General features: G+C 73.8%; 22 protein-coding genes. 15 read left to right on the forward strand and 7 right to left on the reverse strand.

Annotation, left to right across the window (positions count from 1 at the left end; all coding sequences use genetic code 11):
* Nucleotides 1-5 precede the first annotated feature (5 nt).
* Nucleotides 6-1,208 carry an amino acid deaminase/aldolase gene (locus IEZ20_RS19245; RefSeq protein WP_189300264.1) on the reverse strand — a complete coding sequence of 401 codons (1,203 nt, stop codon included), beginning with the start codon at nucleotides 1,206-1,208 and terminating at the stop codon, nucleotides 6-8.
* Nucleotides 1,209-2,424: 1,216 nt separating this feature from the next.
* On the opposite strand from IEZ20_RS19245, the gene IEZ20_RS19250 reads away from it, so the two are divergent.
* Nucleotides 2,425-3,300, forward strand: a complete 876-nt coding sequence (locus IEZ20_RS19250) for a hypothetical protein (RefSeq protein WP_229896138.1) — start codon at nucleotides 2,425-2,427, stop codon at nucleotides 3,298-3,300.
* The gene (mycP, locus tag IEZ20_RS19255; RefSeq protein WP_189300267.1) at nucleotides 3,297-4,457 is read left to right on the forward strand and encodes a type VII secretion-associated serine protease mycosin; all 1,161 of its coding nucleotides are present in this window, start codon (nucleotides 3,297-3,299) and stop codon (nucleotides 4,455-4,457) included. Before IEZ20_RS19250 ends, mycP begins: the two co-directional genes overlap by 4 nt.
* A 34-nt stretch (nucleotides 4,458-4,491) precedes the next feature.
* Here mycP and IEZ20_RS19260 read toward each other — a convergent pair whose 3' ends face one another.
* Nucleotides 4,492-5,439, reverse strand: coding sequence for a serine hydrolase (locus IEZ20_RS19260; protein WP_189300269.1), 948 nt, complete (start codon nucleotides 5,437-5,439; stop codon nucleotides 4,492-4,494).
* Between the two features lie 150 nt (nucleotides 5,440-5,589).
* Here IEZ20_RS19260 and IEZ20_RS19265 point away from each other — a divergent pair, with 150 nt between their 5' ends.
* Nucleotides 5,590-6,321 (forward strand): SseB family protein, encoded by a 732-nt coding sequence (locus IEZ20_RS19265; RefSeq protein ID WP_189300272.1) that lies wholly within the window; start codon nucleotides 5,590-5,592, stop codon nucleotides 6,319-6,321.
* A 13-nt stretch (nucleotides 6,322-6,334) separates the two neighbouring features.
* On the opposite strand, the gene IEZ20_RS19270 is transcribed toward IEZ20_RS19265, so the two are convergent.
* A complete protein-coding gene (locus tag IEZ20_RS19270; protein WP_189300273.1) occupies nucleotides 6,335-6,700 on the reverse strand; it encodes a DUF1844 domain-containing protein in 366 nt (121 codons plus the stop codon).
* 339 nt (nucleotides 6,701-7,039) lie between these two features.
* Between IEZ20_RS19270 and infC the strand changes: the two genes are divergently transcribed.
* The 10 genes from infC (at nucleotide 7,040) to IEZ20_RS19320 (ending at nucleotide 18,021) form a co-directional block, all read left to right on the forward strand.
* Nucleotides 7,040-7,729, forward strand: a complete 690-nt coding sequence (gene infC, locus IEZ20_RS19275) for a translation initiation factor IF-3 (protein ID WP_189300275.1) — start codon at nucleotides 7,040-7,042, stop codon at nucleotides 7,727-7,729.
* A 114-nt stretch (nucleotides 7,730-7,843) separates the two neighbouring features.
* The gene (rpmI, locus tag IEZ20_RS19280; protein WP_004933563.1) at nucleotides 7,844-8,038 is read left to right on the forward strand and encodes a 50S ribosomal protein L35; all 195 of its coding nucleotides are present in this window, start codon (nucleotides 7,844-7,846) and stop codon (nucleotides 8,036-8,038) included.
* Between the two features lie 97 nt (nucleotides 8,039-8,135).
* Nucleotides 8,136-8,519, forward strand: coding sequence for a 50S ribosomal protein L20 (rplT, locus tag IEZ20_RS19285; RefSeq protein ID WP_006141703.1), 384 nt, complete (start codon nucleotides 8,136-8,138; stop codon nucleotides 8,517-8,519).
* Nucleotides 8,520-8,714: 195 nt separating this feature from the next.
* Nucleotides 8,715-9,575, forward strand: coding sequence for a TrmH family RNA methyltransferase (locus IEZ20_RS19290; protein ID WP_189300277.1), 861 nt, complete (start codon nucleotides 8,715-8,717; stop codon nucleotides 9,573-9,575).
* 50 nt (nucleotides 9,576-9,625) lie between these two features.
* Entirely contained in the window at nucleotides 9,626-10,762 is a 1,137-nt protein-coding gene (locus IEZ20_RS19295; RefSeq protein WP_189300280.1) for a sensor histidine kinase, read from the forward strand.
* A 125-nt stretch (nucleotides 10,763-10,887) separates the two neighbouring features.
* Entirely contained in the window at nucleotides 10,888-12,009 is a 1,122-nt protein-coding gene (gene pheS / locus IEZ20_RS19300; protein WP_189300282.1) for a phenylalanine--tRNA ligase subunit alpha, read from the forward strand.
* Nucleotides 12,009-14,531 carry a phenylalanine--tRNA ligase subunit beta gene (pheT, locus tag IEZ20_RS19305; protein ID WP_189300284.1) on the forward strand — a complete coding sequence of 841 codons (2,523 nt, stop codon included), beginning with the start codon at nucleotides 12,009-12,011 and terminating at the stop codon, nucleotides 14,529-14,531. The genes pheS and pheT overlap by 1 nt, the downstream gene beginning before the upstream one ends.
* 254 nt (nucleotides 14,532-14,785) lie before the next feature.
* A complete protein-coding gene (locus IEZ20_RS19310; RefSeq protein ID WP_189300286.1) occupies nucleotides 14,786-15,829 on the forward strand; it encodes a PP2C family protein-serine/threonine phosphatase in 1,044 nt (347 codons plus the stop codon).
* A 249-nt stretch (nucleotides 15,830-16,078) separates the two neighbouring features.
* Entirely contained in the window at nucleotides 16,079-17,419 is a 1,341-nt protein-coding gene (locus IEZ20_RS19315; RefSeq protein ID WP_189300288.1) for an NsdA family TPR-like regulatory protein, read from the forward strand.
* 65 nt (nucleotides 17,420-17,484) lie between these two features.
* Complete coding sequence (locus IEZ20_RS19320; protein ID WP_189300290.1) at nucleotides 17,485-18,021, forward strand: NUDIX hydrolase; 537 nt, start codon at nucleotides 17,485-17,487, stop codon at nucleotides 18,019-18,021.
* Here IEZ20_RS19320 and IEZ20_RS19325 read toward each other — a convergent pair.
* Both IEZ20_RS19325 and IEZ20_RS19330 read right to left on the reverse strand, forming a co-directional pair.
* A complete protein-coding gene (locus IEZ20_RS19325) occupies nucleotides 18,018-18,275 on the reverse strand; it encodes a hypothetical protein (protein WP_189300292.1) in 258 nt (85 codons plus the stop codon). The two genes, IEZ20_RS19320 and IEZ20_RS19325, sit on opposite strands and share 4 nt — an antisense overlap.
* A 193-nt stretch (nucleotides 18,276-18,468) precedes the next feature.
* On the reverse strand, nucleotides 18,469-19,329 hold the full coding sequence (locus IEZ20_RS19330) for a 3-hydroxybutyryl-CoA dehydrogenase (RefSeq protein WP_189300294.1): 861 nt from the start codon (nucleotides 19,327-19,329) through the stop codon (nucleotides 18,469-18,471).
* Nucleotides 19,330-19,508: 179 nt separating this feature from the next.
* Here IEZ20_RS19330 and IEZ20_RS19335 point away from each other — a divergent pair, with 179 nt between their 5' ends.
* Nucleotides 19,509-20,879: a glycoside hydrolase family 10-like protein gene (locus IEZ20_RS19335; RefSeq protein ID WP_373303947.1), complete on the forward strand. Its 1,371-nt coding sequence runs from the start codon at nucleotides 19,509-19,511 to the stop codon at nucleotides 20,877-20,879.
* On the opposite strand, the gene IEZ20_RS19340 is transcribed toward IEZ20_RS19335, so the two are convergent.
* On the reverse strand, nucleotides 20,880-21,077 hold the full coding sequence (locus IEZ20_RS19340) for a DUF1918 domain-containing protein (protein ID WP_189300297.1): 198 nt from the start codon (nucleotides 21,075-21,077) through the stop codon (nucleotides 20,880-20,882).
* Nucleotides 21,078-21,096: 19 nt separating this feature from the next.
* Complete coding sequence (locus tag IEZ20_RS19345) at nucleotides 21,097-22,008, reverse strand: DMT family transporter (protein WP_189300299.1); 912 nt, start codon at nucleotides 22,006-22,008, stop codon at nucleotides 21,097-21,099.
* Between IEZ20_RS19345 and IEZ20_RS19350 the strand changes: the two genes are divergently transcribed.
* Nucleotides 22,007-23,473: an aminotransferase-like domain-containing protein gene (locus IEZ20_RS19350; RefSeq protein ID WP_189300301.1), complete on the forward strand. Its 1,467-nt coding sequence runs from the start codon at nucleotides 22,007-22,009 to the stop codon at nucleotides 23,471-23,473. The two genes, IEZ20_RS19345 and IEZ20_RS19350, sit on opposite strands and share 2 nt — an antisense overlap.
* Nucleotides 23,474-23,483: the final 10 nt, after the last annotated feature.

Here is a 23,483-nt window from a genome sequence, read left to right on the forward strand (position 1 = left end):
GAGCCTCAGAGGAACGTGTGTCCCTCACCCCGGTAGGTGGGCACGGTCGCGGTGACCGTGTCCCCCTCGACCAGGTGGAGGGCGTCGAACCGCTCGCACAGCTCGCCCGCCTTGGCGTGCCGGAACCACACCTTGTCGCCGATGAGCAGGTCGTCGGCGGGCGAGCCGAGCAGCGGGGTCTGCACCTCACCGGGCCCCTCCTGCGGGTCGTAGGCCAGCCCCTCCGGCAGGTACGGCACCGGCAGCCGGTCGGGGCCGGCGGCGCCGGAGGCCGGGTAGCCGCCGCCCAGCACGGTGACGACACCCACCCCGGGCCGCCGGACGACCGGCTGGGCGAAGAGGGCCGCCGGACGGCCGGTGAAGGACGTGTAGTTGTCGAACAGCCGGGGCACGTACAGCCCCGAGCCGGCCGCGATCTCGGTCACCGCGTCCTCGGCGGCGGTGTGCTGCACACTGCCGGTGCCGCCGCCGTTGACGAACTCCAGGTCCGGTACGACGGCCCGCACCGCCCGCACCACGGCGGCCCGCCGCTCGGCCAGTTCCCGCCGGGCGGCGGCCTGCATCAGCCGGATCGCCCGCGAGCGCAGGGGCCGCCCGGCGACCGCGTCCCCGACCCCGGCGACGTGTCCCTCGTACGCCATGATCCCCACCAGCCGGAAACCCGGCCGCCGGGCCACCGACCGGGCCAGCTCGGCGACTTGGGCGGGCGAGTGCAGCGGGGAGCGCCGCGCGCCGACCCGCACCCGGCCGCCGAACAGCCTCAGCGAGGTGTCCAGCTCCAGGCACACCCGGACGACTTCACGCCCGCCGTCCCGGGAGGCGTCGACGAGGTCGAGCTGCGCCGGATCGTCCACCATCACCGCGACGGCACGGGCCAGCTTGGGGTCGGCGGCCAGCTCGGCGAACCCCGCCCGGTCGGCCGACGGGTAGGCCAGCAGGATGTCCTCGAACCCCGAACGCGCCAGCCACAGCGACTCGGCGAGGGTGAACGACATGATGCCCTGGAAGCCCTCCCTGGCCAGGACCCGTTCCAGCAGGGCCCGGCAGCGGACCGACTTGCTGGCGACCCGCACCGGCTTGCCCGCGGCGCGCCGGACCAGGTCGTCCGCGTTGGCGTCGAAGGCTTCCAGGTCCACGATCGCGAGAGGGGCGTCGAGATGGGCGGTGGCCCGGTCGTAACGGGCCCGGGCGGCGGCAGGCGCAGTCATGACGGAAGCCTGCCAGACAGGATTACCGCAGGGTAGGGGGATGTTCCGGGCAGATGCCGCGGCGCCGCGGACCGGTTCCGTCCCGACCCCCGACAACCCGTAGAGTGACGCGCACGTACGGCGGACGCATCCGGCACCCGCGTGAACCGGGATGCCGGTCCGGCCGTACGGGTATGCGTGCCCGGAAGGACCTGTCGCACCGGGCGCGGCCGAGCAGCAGGACGGCCCGCGTACGGCAACGGCCCGGGCATGAGGAAACGGGGGGTGCATGAGCACGGAAGCGCGGCACGCCCCGACCGGTGACAGCGCGGGCCCCGCGTGGCACGGCGGCGCCGGGCAGCCGGCCCCCCGCCCGCCGATGCCCTCCGCGCCCCCGGCTCCGGCCGACGACCCCGACGAGGAGCCGTCCGTCTTCACCCCGCGCGGCCCCCGCCCGCCGGCCGTCCCGCCCGCACGCGCCCACCGGCCCCGCCCGTCGACCGTCCCGGAGCCCCCCGCCCCCACCAGCCCGCCCCCGCCCCCCGCCTCGGCCCGCTTCCCCGACACCCCGCCGGCCGGCGCCGAAGCGGAACGCCCCGGCAGCACCGCCCCGACCGGACCACACGGCCCGACGACCCGGGGCCCCGCGACGCTCACGGGCCCGGGCGGGGCGGCGACTGCCGGGAGCGCGGCGGCCTCGGCGGCCCCCGCTCGCGCCGCGGGCAGCGCCAGCCGTGCGGGCAGTGTGGGCAGTGCGGGTTCGGCAAGCTCGTCGGGCGCGGCTGCTCAGGGCACGCAGGGGGATCCGGCGGCCCCGGGTCGTGCCGCGGCCCCGGGGCGTGCCGCGGCCTCGGCGGGGCCGGGAACGGCGACGGGGCCGGGCGGGGCGCCGGCTCCGGGGGAGGACGTCGGGGAGACGACGACGGCTCGGCTGCGGGCCGGCCGGCCGAGCGCGCCGGCCGAGTCCCCGTCGGAGACCACGGCCCGGTTGCGCCCGATCCGTTCGGTGTCCCCGGCGTCCGGGTCCGCGTCCGCCTCCGCGCGTGCCGCGGCCCCCGGCCCCCGGCACCCCGCTCCCAGGCACCCCGCCCCCACGCACCCGGCCCCCACGCATCCCGCGCACTCGGCGCCCGCGCACTCCGCGCCCGCGCACCCCGCCCCCTCGGCGCCCCCTCGCCCCGCTTCCGCGGCGGGGGCCACGGGAGCGGCAGGGGACCGAGGTGCCGCCTGGAGTCCGATGGCGCCCGCGCATCCCGTGAGCCCCGGGCCGGACCCGGCGCACTCCTGGAGTGCCGCGTCGGGCGGGCGGCCCGTGGTGTCCTTCGCGGAGCCCGATGTGTCCGGCGGGCGCAGGCGGCTCCGGGTGGGCCCGCGCACCGTCGCTGCCGCCGCCTGCCTCGTGCTCGGGCTCGGCCTCATCGGCGGTGCCGCGACCGGGAGCTGGCTCACCGGGGACGGCGGGGCCGACGGCACCGGGAACTCGTTCGGCACCGCCCGGACGCTCTGGCACAGCGTGCCCGTGGACGAGCTGTTCCCGCCCACCGTCCAGGGCACCGGCGCCGGCCCCGGCGGCGCCGACCGCACCTGGACCCGGATCGCCGTGGCCCCCGACAGCGGCTGCGCCCACGCCTTCGACCCCCTGCTGTACAAGGCGCTCGCCCCGGTCGGCTGCCGGCGGCTGCTGCGCGCCACCTACACCGACGCCACCCAGAGCTACGTCACCACCGTCGGCCTGCTGTTCACCGAGGCCGACCCGGCCTCCATGTCCGCGCTCGCCGCCCGCTTCCGCGCCGAACACCTGGACAGCCGTGCCGACCTGATGCCCCGGCCGTACGCCGCCGCCGGCACGGCCGCCGCGGCGTTCGGCGACCGGCAGCGGGCCTCCTGGACCATCTCCGTCCTCACCGACGCCCCCGTCGTCGCCTACGCCGTCTCCGGCTGGGCCGACGGCCGTACCGTCGACGCCCCCCAGCCCGCCGCGGACGCCGTCCGCTCCGGCGCCACCACCGATCCGGCCCAGGCCGGCCTCGGCAACGAGGCCCAGGGCCTGGCCGACCGCGTCCAACGGCGCCTGCGGAAAACCGTCGGCACGGCCACGGAGAAGCCTTCATGAAGCATGCCGCCAAGGCGGCGGTGAGCCTGCTGCTCGCCGGCTCCGCCGCCCTGCTGCCCTCCGCCACCGCCCACGCCGACGGCATCCGCGCCCAGCAGTGGGGCCTGTCCGCCCTCCACCTGGACGAGGCCTGGCGGACCACGAAGGGCCGCGGCGTCACCGTCGCCGTCCTGGACACCGGCGTGCAGACCGACCACCCGGACCTCGCCGGCAACGTCCTGCCCGCCAAGGACATGATCGGCTTCGGTGCCGAACCCGGCGACCGCACCTGGGGCCGGCACGGCACCGCCATGGCCGGCATCATCGCCGGGCACGGTCACGGAGCCGGCGGCTCCGAGGGCGTCATGGGCGTCGCCCCGCAGGCCCGCATCCTGCCCGTCCGGGTGATCCTGGAGGACGGCGACCCCGCCCGCGCCAAGGCCCGCACCACCCGCGGCAACGCCCTCGCCGACGGTATCCGCTGGGCCGCCGACCACGGCGCCGACGTCATCAACCTCTCCCTCGGCGACGACTCCGACTCCGCGCACCCCGAGCCCAGCGAGGACGAGGCGGTGCAGTACGCCCTGAAGAAGGGCGTGGTCGTCGTCGCCTCCGCGGGCAACGGCGGCGACAAGGGCGACCACGTCTCCTACCCGGCCGCCTACCCGGGCGTCATCGCCGCCACCGCCGTCGACAAGTACGGCACCCGCGCCGCCTTCTCCACCCGCCGCTGGTACGCCGCCGTCAGCGCACCCGGAGTCGACGTCGTCATCGCCGACCCCGACCACAAGTACTACGCGGGCTGGGGCACGAGCGCGGCCTCCGCGTTCGTCTCCGGCGCCGCCGCCCTGATCAGGTCCGCCCACCCCGGCCTGGCCCCGGCCCAGATCAAGAAGCTCCTGGAGGACACCGCGCGGGACGCCCCGGTGGGCGGCCGGGACGACTCCCGGGGCTTCGGCATGATCGACCCGGCGGCCGCGCTGAAGGCAGCCGCCCGCCTCGAACCCAGGGGCCTGCGCCCGGCGTCGTACGGCGACGAGTACTTCGGCGCCGGCCCGGACCACGCCAGGGCCGCGAGCGGCGCCTCCGGCTGGGCGGCGCCGCTCGCGGGCAGCGCGGGCGGGGTCCTGCTGGTGGCCGGCGTGATCCTGTGGCGGGGCCGCAGACGGCCGGCCTGAGCCGCCGCGGCCGAACGGACGGATCACCCAGGGATCATCCGTCGCCGAACACCCCTACCGCCGCCTTCGCCGCCGCCTCCACCAACGTGATGCCCTCCGCCCGGCTCAGCGTGCCGTCGGACAGCACCGCCACCAGGTAGTCGGTCCCGTCCACCGTCACCCGGCCGATGCTGTTCACGTCCCACAGCCCCGTCGTACTGCGCGCCAGCCACCCGTTCTTCAGCGCCCAGGAGTTGCCCCCGGCGGCGGCCGACACCCCCCACTGCTGATCCGCCCGGACGGCCTTCATCAGCCCCCGCACATACGTCCGCGAGGCCGCGCTCAGCTCCGACCCGGCCCCGAACACCTGCTGGAGCAGCACCAGTTGGTCCGCCGCGGTGGTCTGGGTGAGCCCCCACAGCCCACCGTCCCCGCCGGACGTCTCCGTCATCCCGAAGCGCTTGTTCGCCGCGTCCAGCCCGGCCGCCCGCCCGATCGTGTGCCACAGCGCCGTCGCGGACGCGTTGTCGCTGTCCTCGATCATCTCCGTGGCGTACGCGCGCTCCGCCGCCGTCAGCCGTCGGCCCTCGTCCTGCGCCTGGAGCAGCAGCGCGGCCAGGATGTCGACCTTGACGATGCTCGCCGTGTCGAAGGCCGCGTCGCCGTGGACGGCGCTCTCGCCCGAGTCCACCGCCAGGACCGCCGCCGACACCCGCGCGCCCGACGGCACCGCCAGCTTTGCCATCGCCGCGTCCAGCGCCGCGTCCCGGTCCCCGGCCGGCTCCGTCACCGATGCCTCCTCACCCGCCCCGGCCGAGGAGCGGGCCGAGGGCGACGGTGCCGACGATACGGCCGCCGCCCCCGGGCGCGCCCGCGCCTTCACCCAGGCCGTGCCCCCGGCGGCGACCCCCACCACGGCGACCGCGGCGAGCACGGTGTACAGCAGCGGACGGCGCCGGGACGGGCGCGCACGACGGCCACGGCGGGCTCGGGGGGACTCCATGCCCGCGATGCTCGCGGCGGCTCCTGTACGCCCCCTTGGACGGACCTGGGAGCCAGGTCGGGGAATCCCGGGCTTCCGGTGGGACACCCGTCCCGCGGGCCGGGGACGTGCGTGCGGCGGCCCGGAGACGTGCCGATAGGGTCGGTGACCGTGGCGAACAAGAACATTCCCGACCCCGGCTTCTCCGACGACGACGGCTCCGCCGACCCCCGGCTGAGCGCCGCGCTCGCCGCCTGGGCCGAGGACCGCGGCGCGCTCGGGCCCGTCCTGGAGGCGCTCAAGGGCGCCCGCCTGCTGGTCCCCGTCGTCGCCGTGCTCGGCGAGGTCGAGGAGGACGAGAACGGGCTGCGCCGCGAGAAGACCAGCGACATGGCCGTACCCACCCTGAAGGCCGGCGACCGCACCGCGCTGCCCGCCTTCACCTCCACCGACTCCCTCGCCCGCTGGGACCCGGCGGCCCGCCCGGTCGCCGTACCCCTGCACCAGGCGCTCCAGGCCGCCGCGCACGAGAAGGCCGACACGGTCGTGCTCGACCTCGCCGGACCGGTGCCGTTCGAGCTGACCGGCCCGGCGCTGCTGGCCCTCGCCGAGGGCCGCACCAGCACCGACCCGCTCGCCGACCCCGCCGTGGTGGAGGCCGTCCGTACGGCGGTGGCGGCCGAGCCCGCCGTGCTGCGCGCCCACCTCGGGCCCGGGCGGGCCGACGGCACCCTCGCCCTCGTCCTCGACCCCGCCGCGCCGCCCGCCGAGGCCGCCCGAGCGGTCGCCGAGCGGCTGGCCGCCGACGAGACACTGCGGGCCCGCCTGGTGCGCGGCCTCGACCTGGCACTGCTGCCGGCCGGGACCACCCCTCCGGGCGAGCCCTTGTACGTGAAGGAGTAGGTCAGCTGATAGGTCAGCTGTAGACGGGGCCGGTGTACTTCTCGCCCGGCCCCTGGCCCGGCTCGTCCGGGACGATCGACGCCTCGCGGAACGCCAGCTGCAGCGACTTCAGGCCGTCGCGCAGCGGGGCCGCGTGGAAGGAGCTGATCTCGGTCGCGCCCGCGTCCAGCAGACCGGCGAGGGCGGTGATCAGCTTGCGGGCCTCGTCCAGGTCCTTGTACTTCTCGCCCTCCTCGCTCAGCCCGAGCTTCACGGCGGCGGCGCTCATCAGGTTGACGGCGACCGTCACGATCACCTCGACGGCGGGGACCTCGGCGATGTCCCGGGTCATCGCGTCGAAGTCGGGAGCCTCGGCGGACTCGGCAGGGGTGTCACTCATGTCCCACACCATAGGTGGTCGGGCCCGGCGCCCCTCAATTAGCCCTTGTCAAGCGAGCCTGCTAGTCTGGGAGACGACCGGCCGGACCTTTGTGCCCGGCCCACAAGTGGAGGCTCCGATCTCCCACCTGACCGTCCTCCGGGACGGCGGGTCTCCGGTCAGGCGGCCGCCATCGTTCCGTACGGACGATGGAGTCGCCCGAAAGCGCGCCCCGCGGCATCGCGGCGGTGTTCCGGTAGTGCTTGGAGCCCCGCCTGTGATCGTCCGGGGCATTTTTTGTGCTTCGGCGCGGTTAGGTCTCACGAAAAGAGACGTTACGCGGCTGTCCGCCAGACCGCCGTGTGGTGCTACCGAGGAGGATCCATCAGCGCCGAGCCCCGCATCAACGACCGGATTCGCGTTCCCGAGGTGCGACTTGTCGGTCCCAGTGGCGAGCAGGTGGGCATTGTCCCGCTCGCGAAGGCACTGGAGCTTGCGCAGGAGTACGACCTGGACCTGGTCGAGGTCGCGGCGAACGCCCGTCCGCCCGTGTGCAAGCTCATGGACTACGGGAAGTTCAAGTACGAGTCGGCCATGAAGGCCCGTGAGGCGCGCAAGAACCAGGCGCACACGGTCATCAAGGAGATGAAGCTCCGGCCGAAGATCGACCCGCACGACTATGACACCAAGAAGGGTCACGTCGTCCGGTTCCTCAAGCAGGGCGACAAGGTCAAGATCACGATCATGTTCCGTGGTCGCGAGCAGTCCCGCCCCGAGCTGGGCTACCGACTGCTGCAGCGTCTCGCGGAGGACGTCCAGGACCTCGGTTTCGTCGAGTCGAACCCGAAGCAGGACGGCCGGAACATGATCATGGTCCTCGGTCCGCACAAGAAGAAGACCGAGGCGATGGCCGAGGCCCGCCAGGCGCAGGAGGCCCGCAAGGCCGAAGCGAAGGCGAACCCCGGAAAGTCGCAGAACGCCGCGGACCCGGACGCTGTGAACGCCGAAGGCCGCGACGAGACCCCTGCCGAGGCTTCCGCCGAGGCGTGATCCCGGGGGACGTACGTGCCCCGAGGATGTAACCGAAAGAAGAGCGACGCTCCACCGTGCCCGGTTTTCCACGACCGGGCACCGGAGCGCCACCGACGAGGAGATAACGGCGCTATGCCGAAGAACAAGTCGCACAGCGGTGCCAGCAAGCGCTTCAAGGTCACCGGCTCCGGCAAGGTGCTCCGTGAGCGCGCCGGCAAGCGCCACCTGCTCGAGCACAAGTCGTCCCGCGTCACGCGTCGCCTCACCGGCAACGCCGAGATGGCCCCGGGCGACGCCGCGAAGATCAAGAAGCTTCTCGGCAAGTGACGCGCGGCGCCGCCTGAGCGCCGTACGTCTGGACCGGGACCGAATCGTTTCCGGGTCGTGTGAAGACCACCACGACCCCGCTACAAGGAGTTAACAAGTGGCACGCGTCAAGCGGGCAGTCAACGCCCACAAGAAGCGCCGGGCGATCCTCGAGCAGGCCTCCGGCTACCGCGGTCAGCGTTCGCGCCTGTACCGCAAGGCCAAGGAGCAGGTCACCCACTCGCTGGTCTACAACTACAACGACCGCAAGAAGCGCAAGGGCGACTTCCGTCAGCTGTGGATCCAGCGCATCAACGCCGCTGCCCGCGCCAACGGCATCACCTACAACCGCTTCATCCAGGGTCTGAAGGCCGCGAACGTCGAGGTCGACCGCAAGATCCTGGCCGAGCTGGCCGTGAACGACGCGAACGCCTTCGCGGCGCTCGTCGAGGTCGCGCAGAAGGCGCTGCCGTCGGACGTCAACGCTCCCAAGGCCGCGTGACGCTGCGCTGGCTCTGAGCCGACGTTCACTGTAGGACCCGCAGGCTGTTCCGGCTTGCGGGTCCTGTTGTTGGGGTCCACTGCGCGTCGTCCGGCCGCCGGTGCCGTCGTGGTCGCTCGCGCCCACGCGGCGGAGCCGCATGTCGACAGGGCCCCGCGCCCCTGCGGGGCGCCACAAGTTTCCGAAGGTACGAGGATGCCCCCCGTCTCCCCTGAGCTCATCTCCCCCCGGTCCGCCCGTGTCTCCGCCGCGCGACGGCTCGCCAAGCGGAACTTCCGGGGCAAGGACCGGCTGTTCCTCGCCGAGGGGCCGCAGGCCGTGCGGGAGGCCGCCGGGCACCGGGCCGGGGGCCGGGCGACGCTGATCGAGCTGTTCGCCACGGTCGAGGCCGCGGAGCGGTACGCCGACATCATCGGGGCCGCGCGGGACGCCGGTGCCCGGGTGCACCTGGCCTCCGAGGAGGTCATCGCCGAGATCTCCACGACCGTCACCCCGCAGGGGCTGGTCGGGGTCTGCCGGTTCCTGGACACCCCCTTCGAGGAGATCCTCAGGAGCCGGCCCCGGCTGGTCGCCGTCCTCGCGCACGTACGGGACCCCGGGAACGCCGGGACGGTGCTGCGCTGCGCCGACGCCGCCGGCGCCGAGGCGGTGGTCCTCACCGACGCCTCCGTGGACCTGTACAACCCCAAGGCCGTACGGGCCTCCGTCGGCTCCCACTTCCACCTGCCGGTCGCCGTCGGCGTCCCCGTCGAGCGGGCCGTGGCCGGGCTGAAGGAGGCCGGGGTGCGCATCCTCGCCGCCGACGGGGCCGGCGACCGCGACCTGGACGAGGAACTGGACAAGGGGACGATGGGCGGGCCGACCGCCTGGGTGTTCGGGAACGAGGCCTGGGGACTGCCGGAGGAGACCCGCGCCCTCGCCGACGCCGTCGTCCGCGTCCCCATCCACGGGAAGGCCGAGAGCCTGAACCTGGCCACCGCCGCCGCCGTATGTCTCTACGCGTCGGCCCGTGCACAGCGCGCCTCCGGAGGGTGCCGCTCCGTCACCGAGAGCTAGTAGGGTGACCAGCGCGGGGCCCTGCGCCGTCTGAGAGGTGGGGTACGGGGATGAGTGTGGCCGGCACGAGCACCGCGCCGGAAGGGCGGGACGCCCGGCGCGCACCCGCGTCCGGGCCCGCGGACGGCTGCCCGGGTGTCGATCCCGACCAGCTGCCCGACGGCCTCGTCATCGCCGACGACAAGGGCCGCGTGACCTGCTTCAACGCCGCCGCCGCGCGGATCACCGCGGTACGGCCCGCCGACGCCCTCGGACGGTCCCTGGAGAAGGTGCTGCCCTTAGAGGACCTGGAGGGCCGCCGCTGGTGGCAGCTCACCGATCCCTACGGCGGGCTGCCGATCCGGGTGCGGCAGCCCGAGCGCAACCTGCTGCTGCCGGGCGGCCGCGAGGTGCTCGTCACCGCCCGCTACGTGCGGGACGAGCCGCTGGGGCCGGTCCGGTCCGTGGTCGTCTCCCTCCGCGACACCGAGGCCCGCCGCCGTACCGAGCGCAGCCACGCCGAGCTGATCGCCACCGTCGCCCACGAGCTGCGTTCCCCGCTCACCTCCGTGAAGGGCTTCACCGCGACCCTGCTCGCCAAGTGGGAACGCTTCACCGACGACCAGAAGCGGCTCATGCTGGAGACCGTCGACGCCGACGCCGACCGCGTCACCCGCCTCATCGCCGAGCTGCTGGACATCTCCCGCATCGACTCCGGCCGACTGGAGGTGCGCCGCCAGCCCGTCGACATCGGGGCCGCCGTCTCCCGGCACATCCAGGCCTACGTCGCCGCCGGCCAGCGCGCCGACCGCTTCCTGCTCCGCATCGAACAGCCGCTGCCCGCGCTGTGGGCCGACCCCGACAAGATCGACCAGGTGCTCAGCAACCTCATCGAAAATGCCGTGCGGCACGGAGAGGGAACCGTCACCATTGACGTCACGCCCACACCGTCCCCGCGCGAGGGCGAGGACACAGGCACGTCGGTCACGGTGAGCGACGAGGGGCCCGGCATCCCGGAGGAGTCCATGAACCGCGTCTTCACCCGCTTCTGGCGGGGCAGCAAGCGCGGCGGCACGGGTCTCGGGCTGTACATCGTCAAGGGCATCGTGGAGGCCCACGGCGGCACGATCACGGTCGGCCGCGCCGCGAGCGGCGGCGCCGAGTTCCGATTTACGTTGCCCGTGGCGGCCCCGGCGTATCTCGCCTAGTGGCCCACGGGCGCATTCGTACACCTCCACCCCGTTAGACTCGGCCTTTGGCACCTTTGTGTCTTCACACGGCCCACCAACGGTCGCGGGGACCATCCGCCAGCCAATCGGAAGCACGGGAAGAGATGTCGGCACCCAATAAGTCGTACGACCCTGTCGAGGTCGAGGCGTTGAAACCGGAAGAGATCGAGCGCATGCGGGACGAGGCGCTCGCCGCCTTCGCCGCCGCGGACTCCCTCGACGCGCTCCACGAGGCCAAGGTCGCCCACACCGGACCGGCCTCACCGCTGGCCCTCGCCAACCGCGAGATCGGCGCCCTGCCCCCGCACGCCAAGGCCGAGGCCGGCAAGCGCGTCGGCACGGCCCGCGGCGCCGTGAACAAGGCCCTCGCCGCCCGCCAGGCCGAGCTGGAGGCCGAGCGTGACGCCCGGGTGCTGGTCGAGGAGGCGGTGGACGTATCGCTGCCCTACGACCGCGTCCCGGCCGGCGCCCGGCACCCGCTCACCACGCTCTCCGAGCGCATCGAGGACATCTTCGTGGCCATGGGCTACGAGGTCGCCGAGGGCCCGCAGGTCGAGGCGGAGTGGTTCAACTTCGACGCGCTCAACATCGGCCCGGACCACCCGGCCCGCGGCGAGGCCGACACGTTCTTCGTGCAGGGCCCCGAGGGCGGCACCGAGTCCGGCACGGTGCTGCGCACGCACACCTCGCCCGTGCAGATCCGCTCGATGCTCGACCGCGAGCTGCCGGTCTACGTGATCTGCCCCGGCGTCGTCTACCGCACCGACGAGCTGGACGCCACCCACACCCCGGTCTTCCGCCAGGTCGAGCTGCTCGCCGTGGACGAGGGCCTGACCATGGCCGACCTCAAGGGCACCCTGGACCACATGGTCCAGTCCCTGTTCGGCGAGGGCATGAAGACCCGGCTGCGGCCCAACTTCTTCCCCTTCACCGAGCCGAGCGCCGAGATGGACATGCTCTGCTACGTGTGCAAGGGCGAGTCCGTCGGCAACCCGGACCGGCCCTGCCGCACCTGCTCCAGCGAGGGCTGGATCGAGCTGGGCGGCTGCGGCATGGTCAACCCGCGGGTCCTCACGGCCTGCGGTATCGATCCGGAGAAGTACAGCGGCTTCGCCTTCGGGTTCGGCATCGAGCGGATGCTGATGTTCCGCCACAACGTCGAAGACATGCGAGACATGGTCGAGGGTGACGTCCGGTTCACCCGGCCGTTCGGGATGGAGATCTGATGCGGGTCCCGCTTTCTTGGCTGCGGGAGTACGTCGACCTGCCGGCGACGGAGACCGGCCGCGACGTCCAGGCCAAGCTCATTTCGGCCGGCCTGGAGGTCGAGACCGTCGAACAGCTCGGCGCCGACCTCAAGGGCCCGCTGGTCGTCGGCCAGGTGCTGACCATCGAGGAGCTGGAGGGCTTCAAGAAGCCGATCCGCTTCTGCACGGTCGACGTCGGCCAGGCCAACGGCACCGGTGAGCCCCAGGAGATCGTCTGCGGCGCCCGCAACTTCGCGGTCGGCGACAAGGTCGTCGTGGTCCTCCCCGGCGCCACGCTCCCGGGCGGCTTCTCCATCGCCGCCCGCAAGACCTACGGCAAGGTCTCGCACGGCATGATCTGCTCCAGCGACGAGCTGGGCATGGGCGACGACGGCGCGCACGGCATCATCGTGCTGCCGCCGGAGACCGAGGTCGGCAAGGACGCCATCGAGCTGCTGGAGCTGGTCGACGAGGTCCTGGACATCGCCGTCACCGCCAACCGCGGCGACTGCCTGTCCATCCGCGGCGTCGCCCGCGAGACCGCCATCGCCTACGGCCTGCCGCTGCGCGACCCGGCCCTGATCGACGTACCGGCCCCGAACGCCTTCGGCTACCCGGTGAAGGTCTCCGATCCGTTCGGCTGCGACCGCTTCACCGCCCGCACGGTCACCGGACTGAGCCCCGAGGCGCGCTCCCCGATCTGGCTCCAGCGCCGGCTGCAGAAGGTCGGCATGCGCCCGATCTCGCTCGCCGTCGACATCACGAACTACGTGATGATGGAGCTGGGCCAGCCCCTGCACGCCTACGACCGCACGCTGGTCCAGGGCACCATCGGCGTGCGCCGGGCCGAGGAGGGCGAGAAGCTCGTCACCCTCGACGGCGTCGAGCGCACGCTGCACGCCGAGGACCTGGTCATCACCGACGAGCGCGGCCCGATCGGCCTCGCCGGTGTGATGGGCGGCGCCAACACGGAGATCGCCGACCACGAGGAAACCGAGGACGGCGTGAACGGCACCACCGACGTGGTGATCGAGGCGGCCCACTTCGACCCCGTCTCCGTCGCCCGTACCGGCCGCCGGCACAAGCTGCTGACCGAGGCGTCCCGCCGCTTCGAGCGCGGCGTGGACCCGCAGGCCGCCGCGGCCGCCGCCCAGCGCACCGTGGACCTGCTGGTCCTGCTCGCCGGTGGCACGGCGGAGGCCGGTGTCACCGAGGTCATCGCGCCCTCTGCCCCGCACACCATCACCATCCCCGCCGACCACCCGGACAAGGTGGCGGGCGTCGACTACGGCCGGGAGACGGTCGTGCGCCGCCTCCAGCAGGTCGGCTGCGACGTGTACGGGCAGGACGAGCTGATCGTCACCGTGCCGTCCTGGCGGCCCGACCTGGCCGACCCGAACGACCTCGCCGAGGAGGTCATCCGGCTCGAGGGCTACGAGAACCTGCCCTCCACGCTGCCCAGGCCGCCCGCGGGCCGCGGTCTCACGCACCGCCAGCGGTTGCACCGCAGGGTCGGCCGCGCGCTGGCCGGCGCGGGCTACGTCGAGGCGCCGAACTACCCCTTCGTCAGCGAGCAGGTCTTCGACCAGCTCGGCCTGGACGCCGACGACCCGGCCCGCCGTGCCGTCAAGCTGGTCAACCCGCTCAGCGACGAGGAGCCCGCGCTCCGCACGACGCTGCTGCCGGGTCTGCTCGGCGCGCTGAGGCGCAACGCCGGCCGGGGCTCGCACGATCTGGCGCTGTTCGAGACCGGGCTGGTGTTCCACCCGCGCGAGGAGCAGCGCGTCGCCGGGCACCTGCCCGTCGACCGGCGTCCCAGCGACGAGGAGATCGCCGCGCTGAACGCCGCGCTGCCCGAGCAGCCGCGGCACGTCGCCGTCGTCCTCGCCGGTGCTCGCGAGCAGTCCGGTTGGTGGGGCAAGGGCCGCCCGGCGGACTGGGCCGACGCCGTCGAGGCGGCGCGTGCCGTGGCCCGCGAGGCCGGTACCGAGCTGGTCGTGCGCAAGGGGCAGTACGGTCCCTGGCACCCCGGCCGCTGTGCCGAGCTGGTCGTCGTCGCCGACGGCACGGAGCGGGTCGTGGGTCACGCGGGCGAACTGCACCCGCGCGTCGTCAAGGCCCTGGGCCTGCCGGAGCGCACCTGCGCGGCGGAGCTGGACCTGGACGCCCTGGAGGCGGCGGGTGACGGCGTCCCGCGGGCGCCGCGGATCTCCGCGTTCCCGGTCGCCACCCAGGACGTCGCCCTCGTGGTCGACCAGTTCGTGCCGCACGCCGACGTGGAGGCCGCGCTGCGTGAGGGCGCGGGGGAGCTTCTGGAGTCCATCCGGCTCTTCGACGTGTACGAGAACGCCGAGCAGCTGGGGGACGGGAAGAAGTCGCTGGCGTACGCGCTGCGCTTCCGCGCGGGGGACCGGACGCTGACCGTGGACGAGGCGTCGGCCGCGCGGGACGCCGCGGTCGCCCTCGCGGGTGAGCGGACCGGGGCGGTCCTGAGGGGCTAGACCCCGTCCGGGGTGCCGCGCGCGGCCGGCTGCGGGTTCTCCGTGGCCGGCCGCGCGGTTCCCGGCCCCTGCCGTCTTCCCGCCGCGCCCCTGCCGTCAGCTGCATAAATGCGGGCCGGCTCGGGTTGTCTCACTCGTTCGAGTGGGAAGTAAGGGTGATCTCACCCAGCGGGGTCATGCCGTGGACAGAATCGGACCGGCCTTTCGGGGTCGGTCCGTCTGCTCTGTCAGGGCCCACATGGGGGACCAGAGGCATGATCCGCATCAAGGCACGGGCGCCCACCGGGCGGGCAATCGTCCTGCCCACCGTCTGGGGAGCCGTCGCGGTCGGCTACAAGTTCGGCTGCCCGCTCGCCCAGCAGGACGGGCTCGGGGCGCGCATCGCCACCAGCGCCGTCTTCTTCGCCGTGGGCACCGGCCTCGTCTGTCACGTCCGCCGCACCCTGCTGCGGGAGCTGCGGCTCGCCCGGCGGGCGGCGCGGGCCGCGCAGAACGTCGTCCTGCGTCCGCTGCCGCCGAGACTCGACGGGATCGACGTCGCCGCCGCCCAGCTGTCGGCCGACCGGGGCGCGAGCGTCGGCGGTGATCTGTACGAGGTCATCGCCACCGAGCACGGGGTGCGGGTGGTGATGGGAGACGTACGAGGGCACGGTCTGGCCGCCCTCGGCACCGTCGCCGCCCTCCTCGGCAGCTTCCGCGAGGCCGCCCACGACGAGCCGGAACTGGGCAGGGTGCTCCGCAGACTGGACCGCGCCCTCGCCCGCCACCTCCGCGAACGCGCCCGCGCGGAGCATCCCGCGAACGGCGCCGCCGACCTCGGCAACCCGGTCGCCGAGGAGTTCGTCACCGTCCTGCTCCTGGAGATCGGCCGGGACGGCGGGCTGCGCGCCCTCAACTGCGGTCATCCCTGGCCGTACCTGGTGAGCGGGGCGAGGGTCGAACCGCTGGCCGGGGATCCCCTTCCGCCCCTCGGACCGTTCCCGCTTCCGGCGGAGCTGGAGGTCCTGTCCTGCGGCCGGCTGCATCCGGGGGAGTCGCTGGTCCTCTTCACGGACGGGGCGGAGGACGCACGGGACCCGCACGGCCGGTTCTTCCCGCTGCCCGCGGCGCTGCGCGACGCCGTGGGCGAGCAGCCGGTGTCACCGCAGACGGTGCTGCGCACTCTCTTCAGGGCCCTCCTGCACCACACGGCCGGCAGACCGACCGACGACGTGGCCGTCCTGGTGCTGCGGAACGGCCGGGCCAGGGGCGAGCTGTCCTGCCCGGGCGGCGCGCGACCGGCCGGCACGCACCGCTGAGGACCGACCCGCCACCACCCACCGCCAGGGTCTTCGCCGGATCGGCCCGGGTCCGCGACGCCCGGCCGGGCCGCCGTCGTTCGAGGGGGAGCCGGCGGCCCGGCCGGTCTCTTGCGAGACACCCCAGTCAACCGGACCGACACGCTCCGCGACAGCGCGCGCACGCCCCGGATACGGGCACTCCGTTCACACCCCGTGTGAAGGCGGTGCCACTACGCTGACCGCACCAGGCCACTCGGGGGGCACTCCATGCAGCCCAACACTCTGCTCGACGCCATCCTGGACGAGGCGGGGATCTCGCACGCCGGTCTCGCCGCCCACGTCAACCAGGCGGGCCGCGCCCGCGGTCTCGCCCTGCGGTACGAACACACCGCCGTGGCGCGGTGGCTGAAGGGCCAGCGGCCCCGCGGCCAGGTCCCCGACCTGATCTGCGAGGTGCTCGCGGCCCGGCTCCAGCGGCCCGTCACGCTGGACGACATCGGCCTCGGCGTGCCCGGCGAGCCCGGCACCCCGCACACCGGTTCGCTGGGCGGCTTCGTGGAGCGGGCCACCGCCCTGTGGCGGTCGGACGAACAGCAGCGGCCCCATGTGCTGGATGCGCCGGCCGTCACCGGGACCCCGGCCGTGATGCCGGTGTGGGAGTGGGAGAACCCGCCCGAGGACGTGGACGTCTCCCGGGGCGGCCGGAACCCGGTCACCGCGGCCGACATCGAGATGCTGAGGGCCGCCCGGACGCACTACGAGCAGATGTACCGCAAGGCCGGCGGGATCGCGACCCGGACGCGGATCGTGGGGTTCCTCAACGCCGAGGCCGCGCCGCTGCTGCGCGGCAGCTACACCGACGCCACCGGCCGCCAACTGCACCGGGCCACCGGCGGGTTGGTGGCGATCGCGGGCATCTGCGCGTACGACTCCGACGCCCACGGACTCGCCCAGCGCTACTTCCACCAGGCGCTGCGTCTCGCGAAGGCCAGCGGGGACCGGGGACTCGGCGCCTATGTGATCGCACTGCTGGTCAACCAGGCGCTGTTCATGCGGGAGTACCGGCAGGCCGTCGCCTTCGCGGAGGCCGCGCTGCGCGCCGCCGGCCGGCACATCACCCCCGCGCTCGCCTCCGACCTGTACGCGATGCAGGCCAAGGCGTACGCCCACCTCGGGGACGGCGGCAGCGCGCTGTCCTGCATCCGGCGGGCGGAGACGGCGGCCGAGCGGATCCGGCGGGGCTACGAGCCCGACGAGACCGGGTACGTCCAGCCCGGACTGGTCAACGTCCAGGTGGCCGAGGCGCTGCTGAGCCTTGGGGAGCTCGCCGCCGCCGGGGAGCACGCGGCGGCGGCCGTCGGCAACCCCGCCCACGACCGGGGGCGGGTGCACCGGCTGGCCATGCTCAGCACCGTCGAACTGCGCCAGGGCAACGCCGAGAAGGCGGTGGTCACGGCCGTGCAGATGGCGGAGCAGGCCCGGGGCATGGAGTCCCAGCGGCTGCGCGACAGACTCCGCGCGGTACGCGAGCACCTGGTGCGCTGCGGCTCGGCCGGCACCGCCGAGGCCGCCGAACTCATCGACGGAGCACTGCGCGTACCGCTGTAGGCCCACTGTGGGCGCACCGTCCCTGCTGCGATATTGCCACTTACTCGGCGGAAGGTGGCAGAACCGTGCAGTGGACGAAACAGAACGAACAAACGGTGTATGAAAACCGCTGGTTCAGCGTCAATCTCGCAGATGTCGAGCTGCCGGACGGCCGGCACCTGGACCACTTCCTGATCCGGCTGCGTCCCGTGGCGGTGGCCACGGTGGTGAACGAGGCGAACGAGGTGCTGCTGCTGTGGCGCCACCGCTTCATCACCGACAGCTGGGGGTGGGAGCTGGCCGCGGGCGTCGTGGAGGACGGCGAGGACATAGCGAGCGCGGCGGCCCGGGAACTGGAGGAGGAGACCGGCTGGCGGCCGGGACCCCTGCACCACCTCATGAGCGTGGAGCCGTCCAACGGCCTCACCGACGCCCGGCACCACATCTACTGGTCGGACCGGGGCGAGTACGTCGGGCACCCCGTGGACGACTTCGAGTCGGACCGGCGGGAATGGGTCCCCCTCAAACTCGTCCCCGACCTGATCGCCCGCGGGGAGGTCCCGGCCGCCAACATGGCGGCCGCGTTACTCCTCCTGCACCACCTCAGGCTCGCCGACGGCTAGTGGGCCAGCGCCTGCCAGATCGTCACCAGGAGCGCGCCCAGGGAGGTGAGCGCGGCGAGCGAGGGCAGCGGCCAGCGTGCGTGTTCCAGCGAGTTCAGGCGGGTGTCCAGCTCGTCCAGCTCCTTGGCGGTCTCCTCGGTACGGTGGCGCAGCAGCGCCAGCCCTCCCTCGACACGGGCGTAGGCCACGTCGAGGCGGCGGCGTAACTCTGCGAGTTCTCCATGGACCACGGGATGCTCCGGTTCGGCGGTCACGGGTCCGCTCCTTTCGGTAGTCGAAATGGGTGGTTCCGCATCCCTTGCATGCGCATGATGAGTCAACTCGCCTGGTGGGCGCGTGGGGAGCGTGTGTGGCGGGCATATGCGTGCCCGGCGCGCACACGGTGTGTGAAACGGACGGGCCCGGCACTCGCAGGAGTGCCGGGCCCGCAGGCGTCGCTCTTCGTAATCAGCCGTAGGTGTAGAAGCCCGAGCCGGTCTTCCGGCCCAGCCGGCCGGCCTCGACCATGCGCTGGAGCAACGGGGGAGCGGCGTACAGCGGCTCCTTGTACTCGGCGTACATCGAGTTGGCGATGGAGACGATGGTGTCCAGACCGATCAGGTCGGACAGCTTCAGCGGGCCCATCGGGTGGGCGCAGCCCATCTCCATGCCGTTGTCGATGTCCTCGCGGCTCGCGATGCCCGACTCGAACATCCGGATCGCGGACAGCAGGTAGGGCACGAGCAGCGCGTTCACCACGAACCCGGAGCGGTCCTGGGCGCGGATGGCGTGCTTGCCGAGCACCTTCTCGGCGAAGACCTGGGCGCGGCTGAGGGTGCCCTCGGAGGTGGTGAGCGCCGGGATCAGCTCGACCAGGCTCTGCACCGGGGCCGGGTTGAAGAAGTGGATGCCGACGACGTGGTCCGGGCGGGAGGTGGCGACCGCCAGCTTCACCAGCGGGATGGAGGAGGTGTTGGAGGCCAGGATCGCGTCCGGGCGGGTCACCACCTGGTCGAGCACCTGGAAGATCTCGGTCTTCACCTGCTCGTTCTCGACCACGGCCTCGATCACCAGGTCCCGGTCGGCGAACTCGCCGAGGTCGGTGGTGAAGCTCAGCCGCGCCTGGGTGGCGTCCCTCTCCTCCTCGGTGATCTTGCCGCGCTCGGCGGCCTTGGCCAGGGAGTTGAGCAGCCGGGTACGGCCGATCTCCAGGGCTTCGCCGGTGGTCTCGGCGACCTTCACGTCCAGTCCGGCGCGGGCGCACACCTCGGCGATGCCCGCGCCCATCTGGCCGCAGCCCACGACTCCGACGCGCTCGATGTCGGTCACATCGTCCCCTTCGCAGTGTTCTCCGGCTCGCTGGCAGACCTCCGGGTTCGGCGCCTGCTCCGATCGTGCACGTTACCGTCAAGTATCGATGATCGATCGGCCGGGTGGGGCATCCTGAAGCGCGGAACGATCCGTGACGGAGCGGATCCGGAGCGTATGGGGGTGTGCCGATGGGGCGCATGTCTCGGCGGACCTTCACCCTGGCCGCCCTGTCCACGCTGGCCTCGGCACCGACCGCGGGGCCGGCCGCGAGCGCCACGGACCCGGAGTCCGGTGCGGCCGGCCCGGGCCGGGGGCCGGGAACCGCGGGCCCGGGCACGGGGGCGTCCGTCGTGGATCCGGGGCCGGCCACGTCCGTCATGGGTCCGGCGCCCGTTCCCGCACAGCCCACCGCGCCGGCCCCCGGCCGTCTGCCCCGCGCGAGCGCCGGGATGCGGGGCGTCTGGATCGCCACCGTCGTCAACCGCGACTGGCCCTCGCGGCCCGGGCTCCCGGCGAGCACGCAGCGCAAGGAGCTGGTCGCCCATCTCGACCGGGCGGTGCGCGACCGGCTCAACACGGTGATCCTCCAGGTGCGGCCCACGGCCGACGCGCTGTGGCCGTCACCGTACGAGCCCTGGTCGGAGTACCTCACCGGTACCCAGGGCCGCGACCCCGGCTGGGACCCGCTGGGAACGGCCGTGAAGGAGGCCCACGCCCGCGGTCTGGAGCTGCACGCCTGGTGCAACCCGTACCGGATCGCGCACCACACCGACCCCACCCGGCTGGCCGCCTCGCACCCCGCGCGCAGACACCCCGACTGGGTGGTGCCCTACGGCGGCCGGCTCTACTACAACCCGGGCCTGCCCGCGGTCCGCGCCTTCGTGCAGCAGGCGATGCTCGACGCGGTCGCCCGGTACCCGGTGGACGCCGTCCACTTCGACGACTACTTCTACCCCTATCCGGTCGCCGGGCAGACCTTCGACGACGACGAGGCCTACGACCGTCACGGCGGCGCCTTCTCCAGCCGGGCCGCCTGGCGCCGGGACAACACCGACCAGCTGGTGCGCGAGATGGCGGCCGGGATCGCACGGGTCCGGCCCGGCACCCGGTTCGGGATCAGCCCCTTCGGCGTGTGGCGCAACGCCTCCACCGACCCGCGGGGCTCCGACACCCGGGCGGGCGTCGAGACGTACGACGACCTGTACGCGGACACCCGGAAGTGGGTGCGCAACCACTGGATCGACTACATCGTGCCGCAGCTCTACTGGCACATCGGCTACGCGGCCGCCGACTACGCCCGGCTGGTGGCCTGGTGGGCGGAGGCCGCCGAGGGCACCAGGACGCACCTGTACATCGGGGAGGCCCTGTACCGGGCGGGCGCCGCGGGGCAGCCGGCGGCCTGGCAGGACCCCGCCGAGCTGTCCCGGCACCTGACCCTGGCCGCCCGGTACCCGCGGGTGCGCGGGCACGTGTTCTTCGCCGCCAAGGACCTGGCGGCGGACCCGGCCGGCGCGATGGCGCGGGTGGTCGCCGACCACTACCGGGAGCCGGCGACACCGCCGCGATGACTACTGCTGTTGCTGCTCCCGGTGCTTGACCTGGCAGTCGGGGCCGGGAGACATGATCGCCTCGTGCCCGTCGTGGAAGCGGACGCGGTAGGGCGGGTTGCCGTTCTCGCCCATCACTTCGACGACTTCGGAGACCTGGTCGTGCTGGCCCACCACCCTGCCGTGCTGGACAAGCTGGTCGCCCTTGGATGCGCGCATCTGCCGGCCCTCCTCACGATCACGACCGCTGGGTGACGGCGATGCACACGAGCACGGCCACGGCGGTCAGGGGAGCGGCCGCAGTGAAGTGCTCGCCCAGCAGCAGCGCCGACCACACCAGTGTGAGCAGGGGCTGAGCCAACTGCAACTGGCTGGCCCGGGGGATGCCGATGGCCGCCATGCCCCGGTACCAGACGAGCAGTCCGAAGAACGTCGAACCGAGCGCCACCCACACCAGGCCCGCCACCCCGTGGAAGCCCAGGTGCACCGGTTCGTGGGCGAGTGCCAGCGCCCCGGCCGGCACGGCCAGCGGCAGGCAGAGCACCAGCGCCCAGCCGATGACCTGCCAGCCCGGCATGACCCGGGCCAGCCGGCCGCCCTCGGTGTACCCGGCGGCGCACACCAGCAGCGCCCCGAACAGAAAGCCGTCGGCCGCCGTGAGCGCGCCGCCGCTCTGGGCGACGGTGAAGCCGAGCACGGCCGCCGCGCCGGCCACGGCCGCCAGCCAGAACCGGCGGGAGGGCCGGGCTCCGGTGCGCAGGGCGGAGAACACGGCGGTGGTCAGCGGCAGCAGGCCCACCACGACGGCCGCGTGGGCGGTGGTGGACGTCTGCAGGGCGAGCGTGGTCAGCATCGGGAAGCCCACCACCACGCCGAGGGCGACCACGGCCAGCCCGGCCAGGTGCCGGCGTGCCGGGGGCCGCACCCCCGCGGCGAGCAGACAGCCGCCGGCGACGAGCGCGGCGAGAACCTCGCGCAGTGCCACCAGGGACCAGGGGCCGAAGCTCTCCAGGCCCCAGGCGGTCGAGGGGAAGGTCAGCGAGAAGGCGACCACGCCGAGCGCGGCCTGGGCGGTGCCGAGTCCGCGGGCCTCCGGGGGAGCGGTGACTGCTATCGGCGTGGCGGTAGTAGCGCTACTCTGTGTTCTCATGCAACAGCGTAGCAGTGTGGGTGAACTGGCTGAACAGCTGCGAAGCGAGCTGGAGCGCTACTCGCCGGGTGGAAAGCTGCCGTCGAGCCGGGCACTGGTCGAGCGCTTCCGGGTGAGTCCGGTGACCGTCTCCCGGGCGCTCGCCCAGCTCGCCGCCGAGGGTCTGGTGGTCACCCGCCCGGGTGCCGGCGCCTTCCGGGCCCGGCCGCAGCCGAAGGAGTCGCCGGCCGGGGACACCTCCTGGCAGGAGGTCGCACTGAGCGCCGACGGCACCGCCGACCTCGTACCGCGCACGGTGGACGCCCGGGGCGTCACGGTGTCGCTGGCCGTCCCGCCGCCCGGGGTGCTGGAGTTCAACGGCGGCTATCTGCACCCCTCCCTCCAGCCGGAGCGGGCCATGGCCGCGGCCCTCGCCCGTGCCGGGCGGCGGCCCGGTGCCTGGGGGAGGCCTCCGCTGGAGGGGCTGCCGGAACTGCGGGAGTGGTTCGCGCGCGGCATCGGAGGCGGTGTCACCGCCGCGGAGGTGCTGATCGCGGCGGGCGGCCAGGCCGCGCTGGCCACCGCCCTGCGCGCGCTCGCCCCGCCCGGCGCCCCGGTACTCGTGGAGTCGCCCACCTACCCGGGGATGCTGGCCCTCGCCCGCGCGGCCGGACTGCGGCCCGTGCCCGTGCCCGTCGACCCCGACGGGGTCCGCCCGGACCTGCTCGCGGACGCCTTCCGCGCCACCGGCGCCCGGGTGTTCGTCTGCCAGCCGCTGTTCCAGAACCCGACCGGTGCCGTGCTGGCCCCCGCCCGGCGCGCGGAGGTGCTGCGCATCGCCCGCGAGGCCGGCGCGTTCGTCGTCGAGGACGACTTCGTCCGCCGGCTCGTGCACGCCGACTCGGGCCCGCTGCCCCGGCCGCTGGCCGCCGACGACCCGGACGGTGTCGTCGTCCACGTCGGCTCGCTGACCAAGGCCACCTCGCCCAGCTTCCGGGTGTGCGCCCTGGCCGCCCGCGGACCGGTGCTGGAACGGCTGCGCGCCATCCAGGTCGTGGACAGCTTCTTCGTCCCCCGGCCGTTGCAGGAGGCCGCCCTGGAACTCGTCGGCTCCCCGGCCTGGCCCCGCCACCTGCGGGCCCTCTCGGCCGAGCTGAAGAGCCGCCGGGACGCCATGACCGGCGCGCTCGCCCGGCACCTGCCCGAGCCGGCCCTGCCGCACATCCCGTCCGGCGGCTACCACCTGTGGCTGCGCCTGCCCGAGGGCACGGACGAGTCGGCCCTGACCGCGGCGGCCCTCCGCGCGGGCGTCGCCCTCGCCCCGGGCCGCCCCTACTTCAGCGCCGAAGCCCCCGCCGCGCACGTCCGGCTGAGCTTCGCGGCGGTCGCCGGGACCGGGGAGATCGCGGAGGGCGTGCGGCGGCTGCGGGCGGCGTACGAGGAGGTGGTGGGGAATTGGTTCGTCAGCGACCGGCCCGGCCTGTGAGGATCACCGC

The organism is Streptomyces cinerochromogenes (assembly GCF_014648635.1).
Classification (GTDB): Bacteria; Actinomycetota; Actinomycetes; order Streptomycetales; family Streptomycetaceae; genus Streptomyces; species Streptomyces cinerochromogenes.

Excerpts from the sequence above, each read along its gene's own strand:
- IEZ20_RS19245 (WP_189300264.1), bottom strand. The coding sequence starts at position 1,208 with ATGACTGCGCCTGCCGCCGCCCGGGCCCGTTACGACCGGGCCACCGCC.
- IEZ20_RS19250 (WP_229896138.1), top strand. The coding sequence starts at position 2,425 with ATGGCGCCCGCGCATCCCGTGAGCCCCGGGCCGGACCCGGCGCACTCC.
- mycP (WP_189300267.1), top strand. The coding sequence starts at position 3,297 with ATGAAGCATGCCGCCAAGGCGGCGGTGAGCCTGCTGCTCGCCGGCTCC.
- IEZ20_RS19260 (WP_189300269.1), bottom strand. The coding sequence starts at position 5,439 with ATGGAGTCCCCCCGAGCCCGCCGTGGCCGTCGTGCGCGCCCGTCCCGG.
- IEZ20_RS19270 (WP_189300273.1), bottom strand. The coding sequence starts at position 6,700 with ATGAGTGACACCCCTGCCGAGTCCGCCGAGGCTCCCGACTTCGACGCG.
- rpmI (WP_004933563.1), top strand. The coding sequence starts at position 7,844 with ATGCCGAAGAACAAGTCGCACAGCGGTGCCAGCAAGCGCTTCAAGGTC.
- IEZ20_RS19290 (WP_189300277.1), top strand. The coding sequence starts at position 8,715 with ATGCCCCCCGTCTCCCCTGAGCTCATCTCCCCCCGGTCCGCCCGTGTC.
- IEZ20_RS19295 (WP_189300280.1), top strand. The coding sequence starts at position 9,626 with ATGAGTGTGGCCGGCACGAGCACCGCGCCGGAAGGGCGGGACGCCCGG.
- pheS (WP_189300282.1), top strand. The coding sequence starts at position 10,888 with ATGTCGGCACCCAATAAGTCGTACGACCCTGTCGAGGTCGAGGCGTTG.
- pheT (WP_189300284.1), top strand. The coding sequence starts at position 12,009 with ATGCGGGTCCCGCTTTCTTGGCTGCGGGAGTACGTCGACCTGCCGGCG.
- IEZ20_RS19310 (WP_189300286.1), top strand. The coding sequence starts at position 14,786 with ATGATCCGCATCAAGGCACGGGCGCCCACCGGGCGGGCAATCGTCCTG.
- IEZ20_RS19315 (WP_189300288.1), top strand. The coding sequence starts at position 16,079 with ATGCAGCCCAACACTCTGCTCGACGCCATCCTGGACGAGGCGGGGATC.
- IEZ20_RS19335 (WP_373303947.1), top strand. The coding sequence starts at position 19,509 with ATGTCTCGGCGGACCTTCACCCTGGCCGCCCTGTCCACGCTGGCCTCG.
- IEZ20_RS19340 (WP_189300297.1), bottom strand. The coding sequence starts at position 21,077 with ATGCGCGCATCCAAGGGCGACCAGCTTGTCCAGCACGGCAGGGTGGTG.
- IEZ20_RS19350 (WP_189300301.1), top strand. The coding sequence starts at position 22,007 with ATGCAACAGCGTAGCAGTGTGGGTGAACTGGCTGAACAGCTGCGAAGC.
- IEZ20_RS19345 (WP_189300299.1), bottom strand. The coding sequence starts at position 22,008 with ATGAGAACACAGAGTAGCGCTACTACCGCCACGCCGATAGCAGTCACC.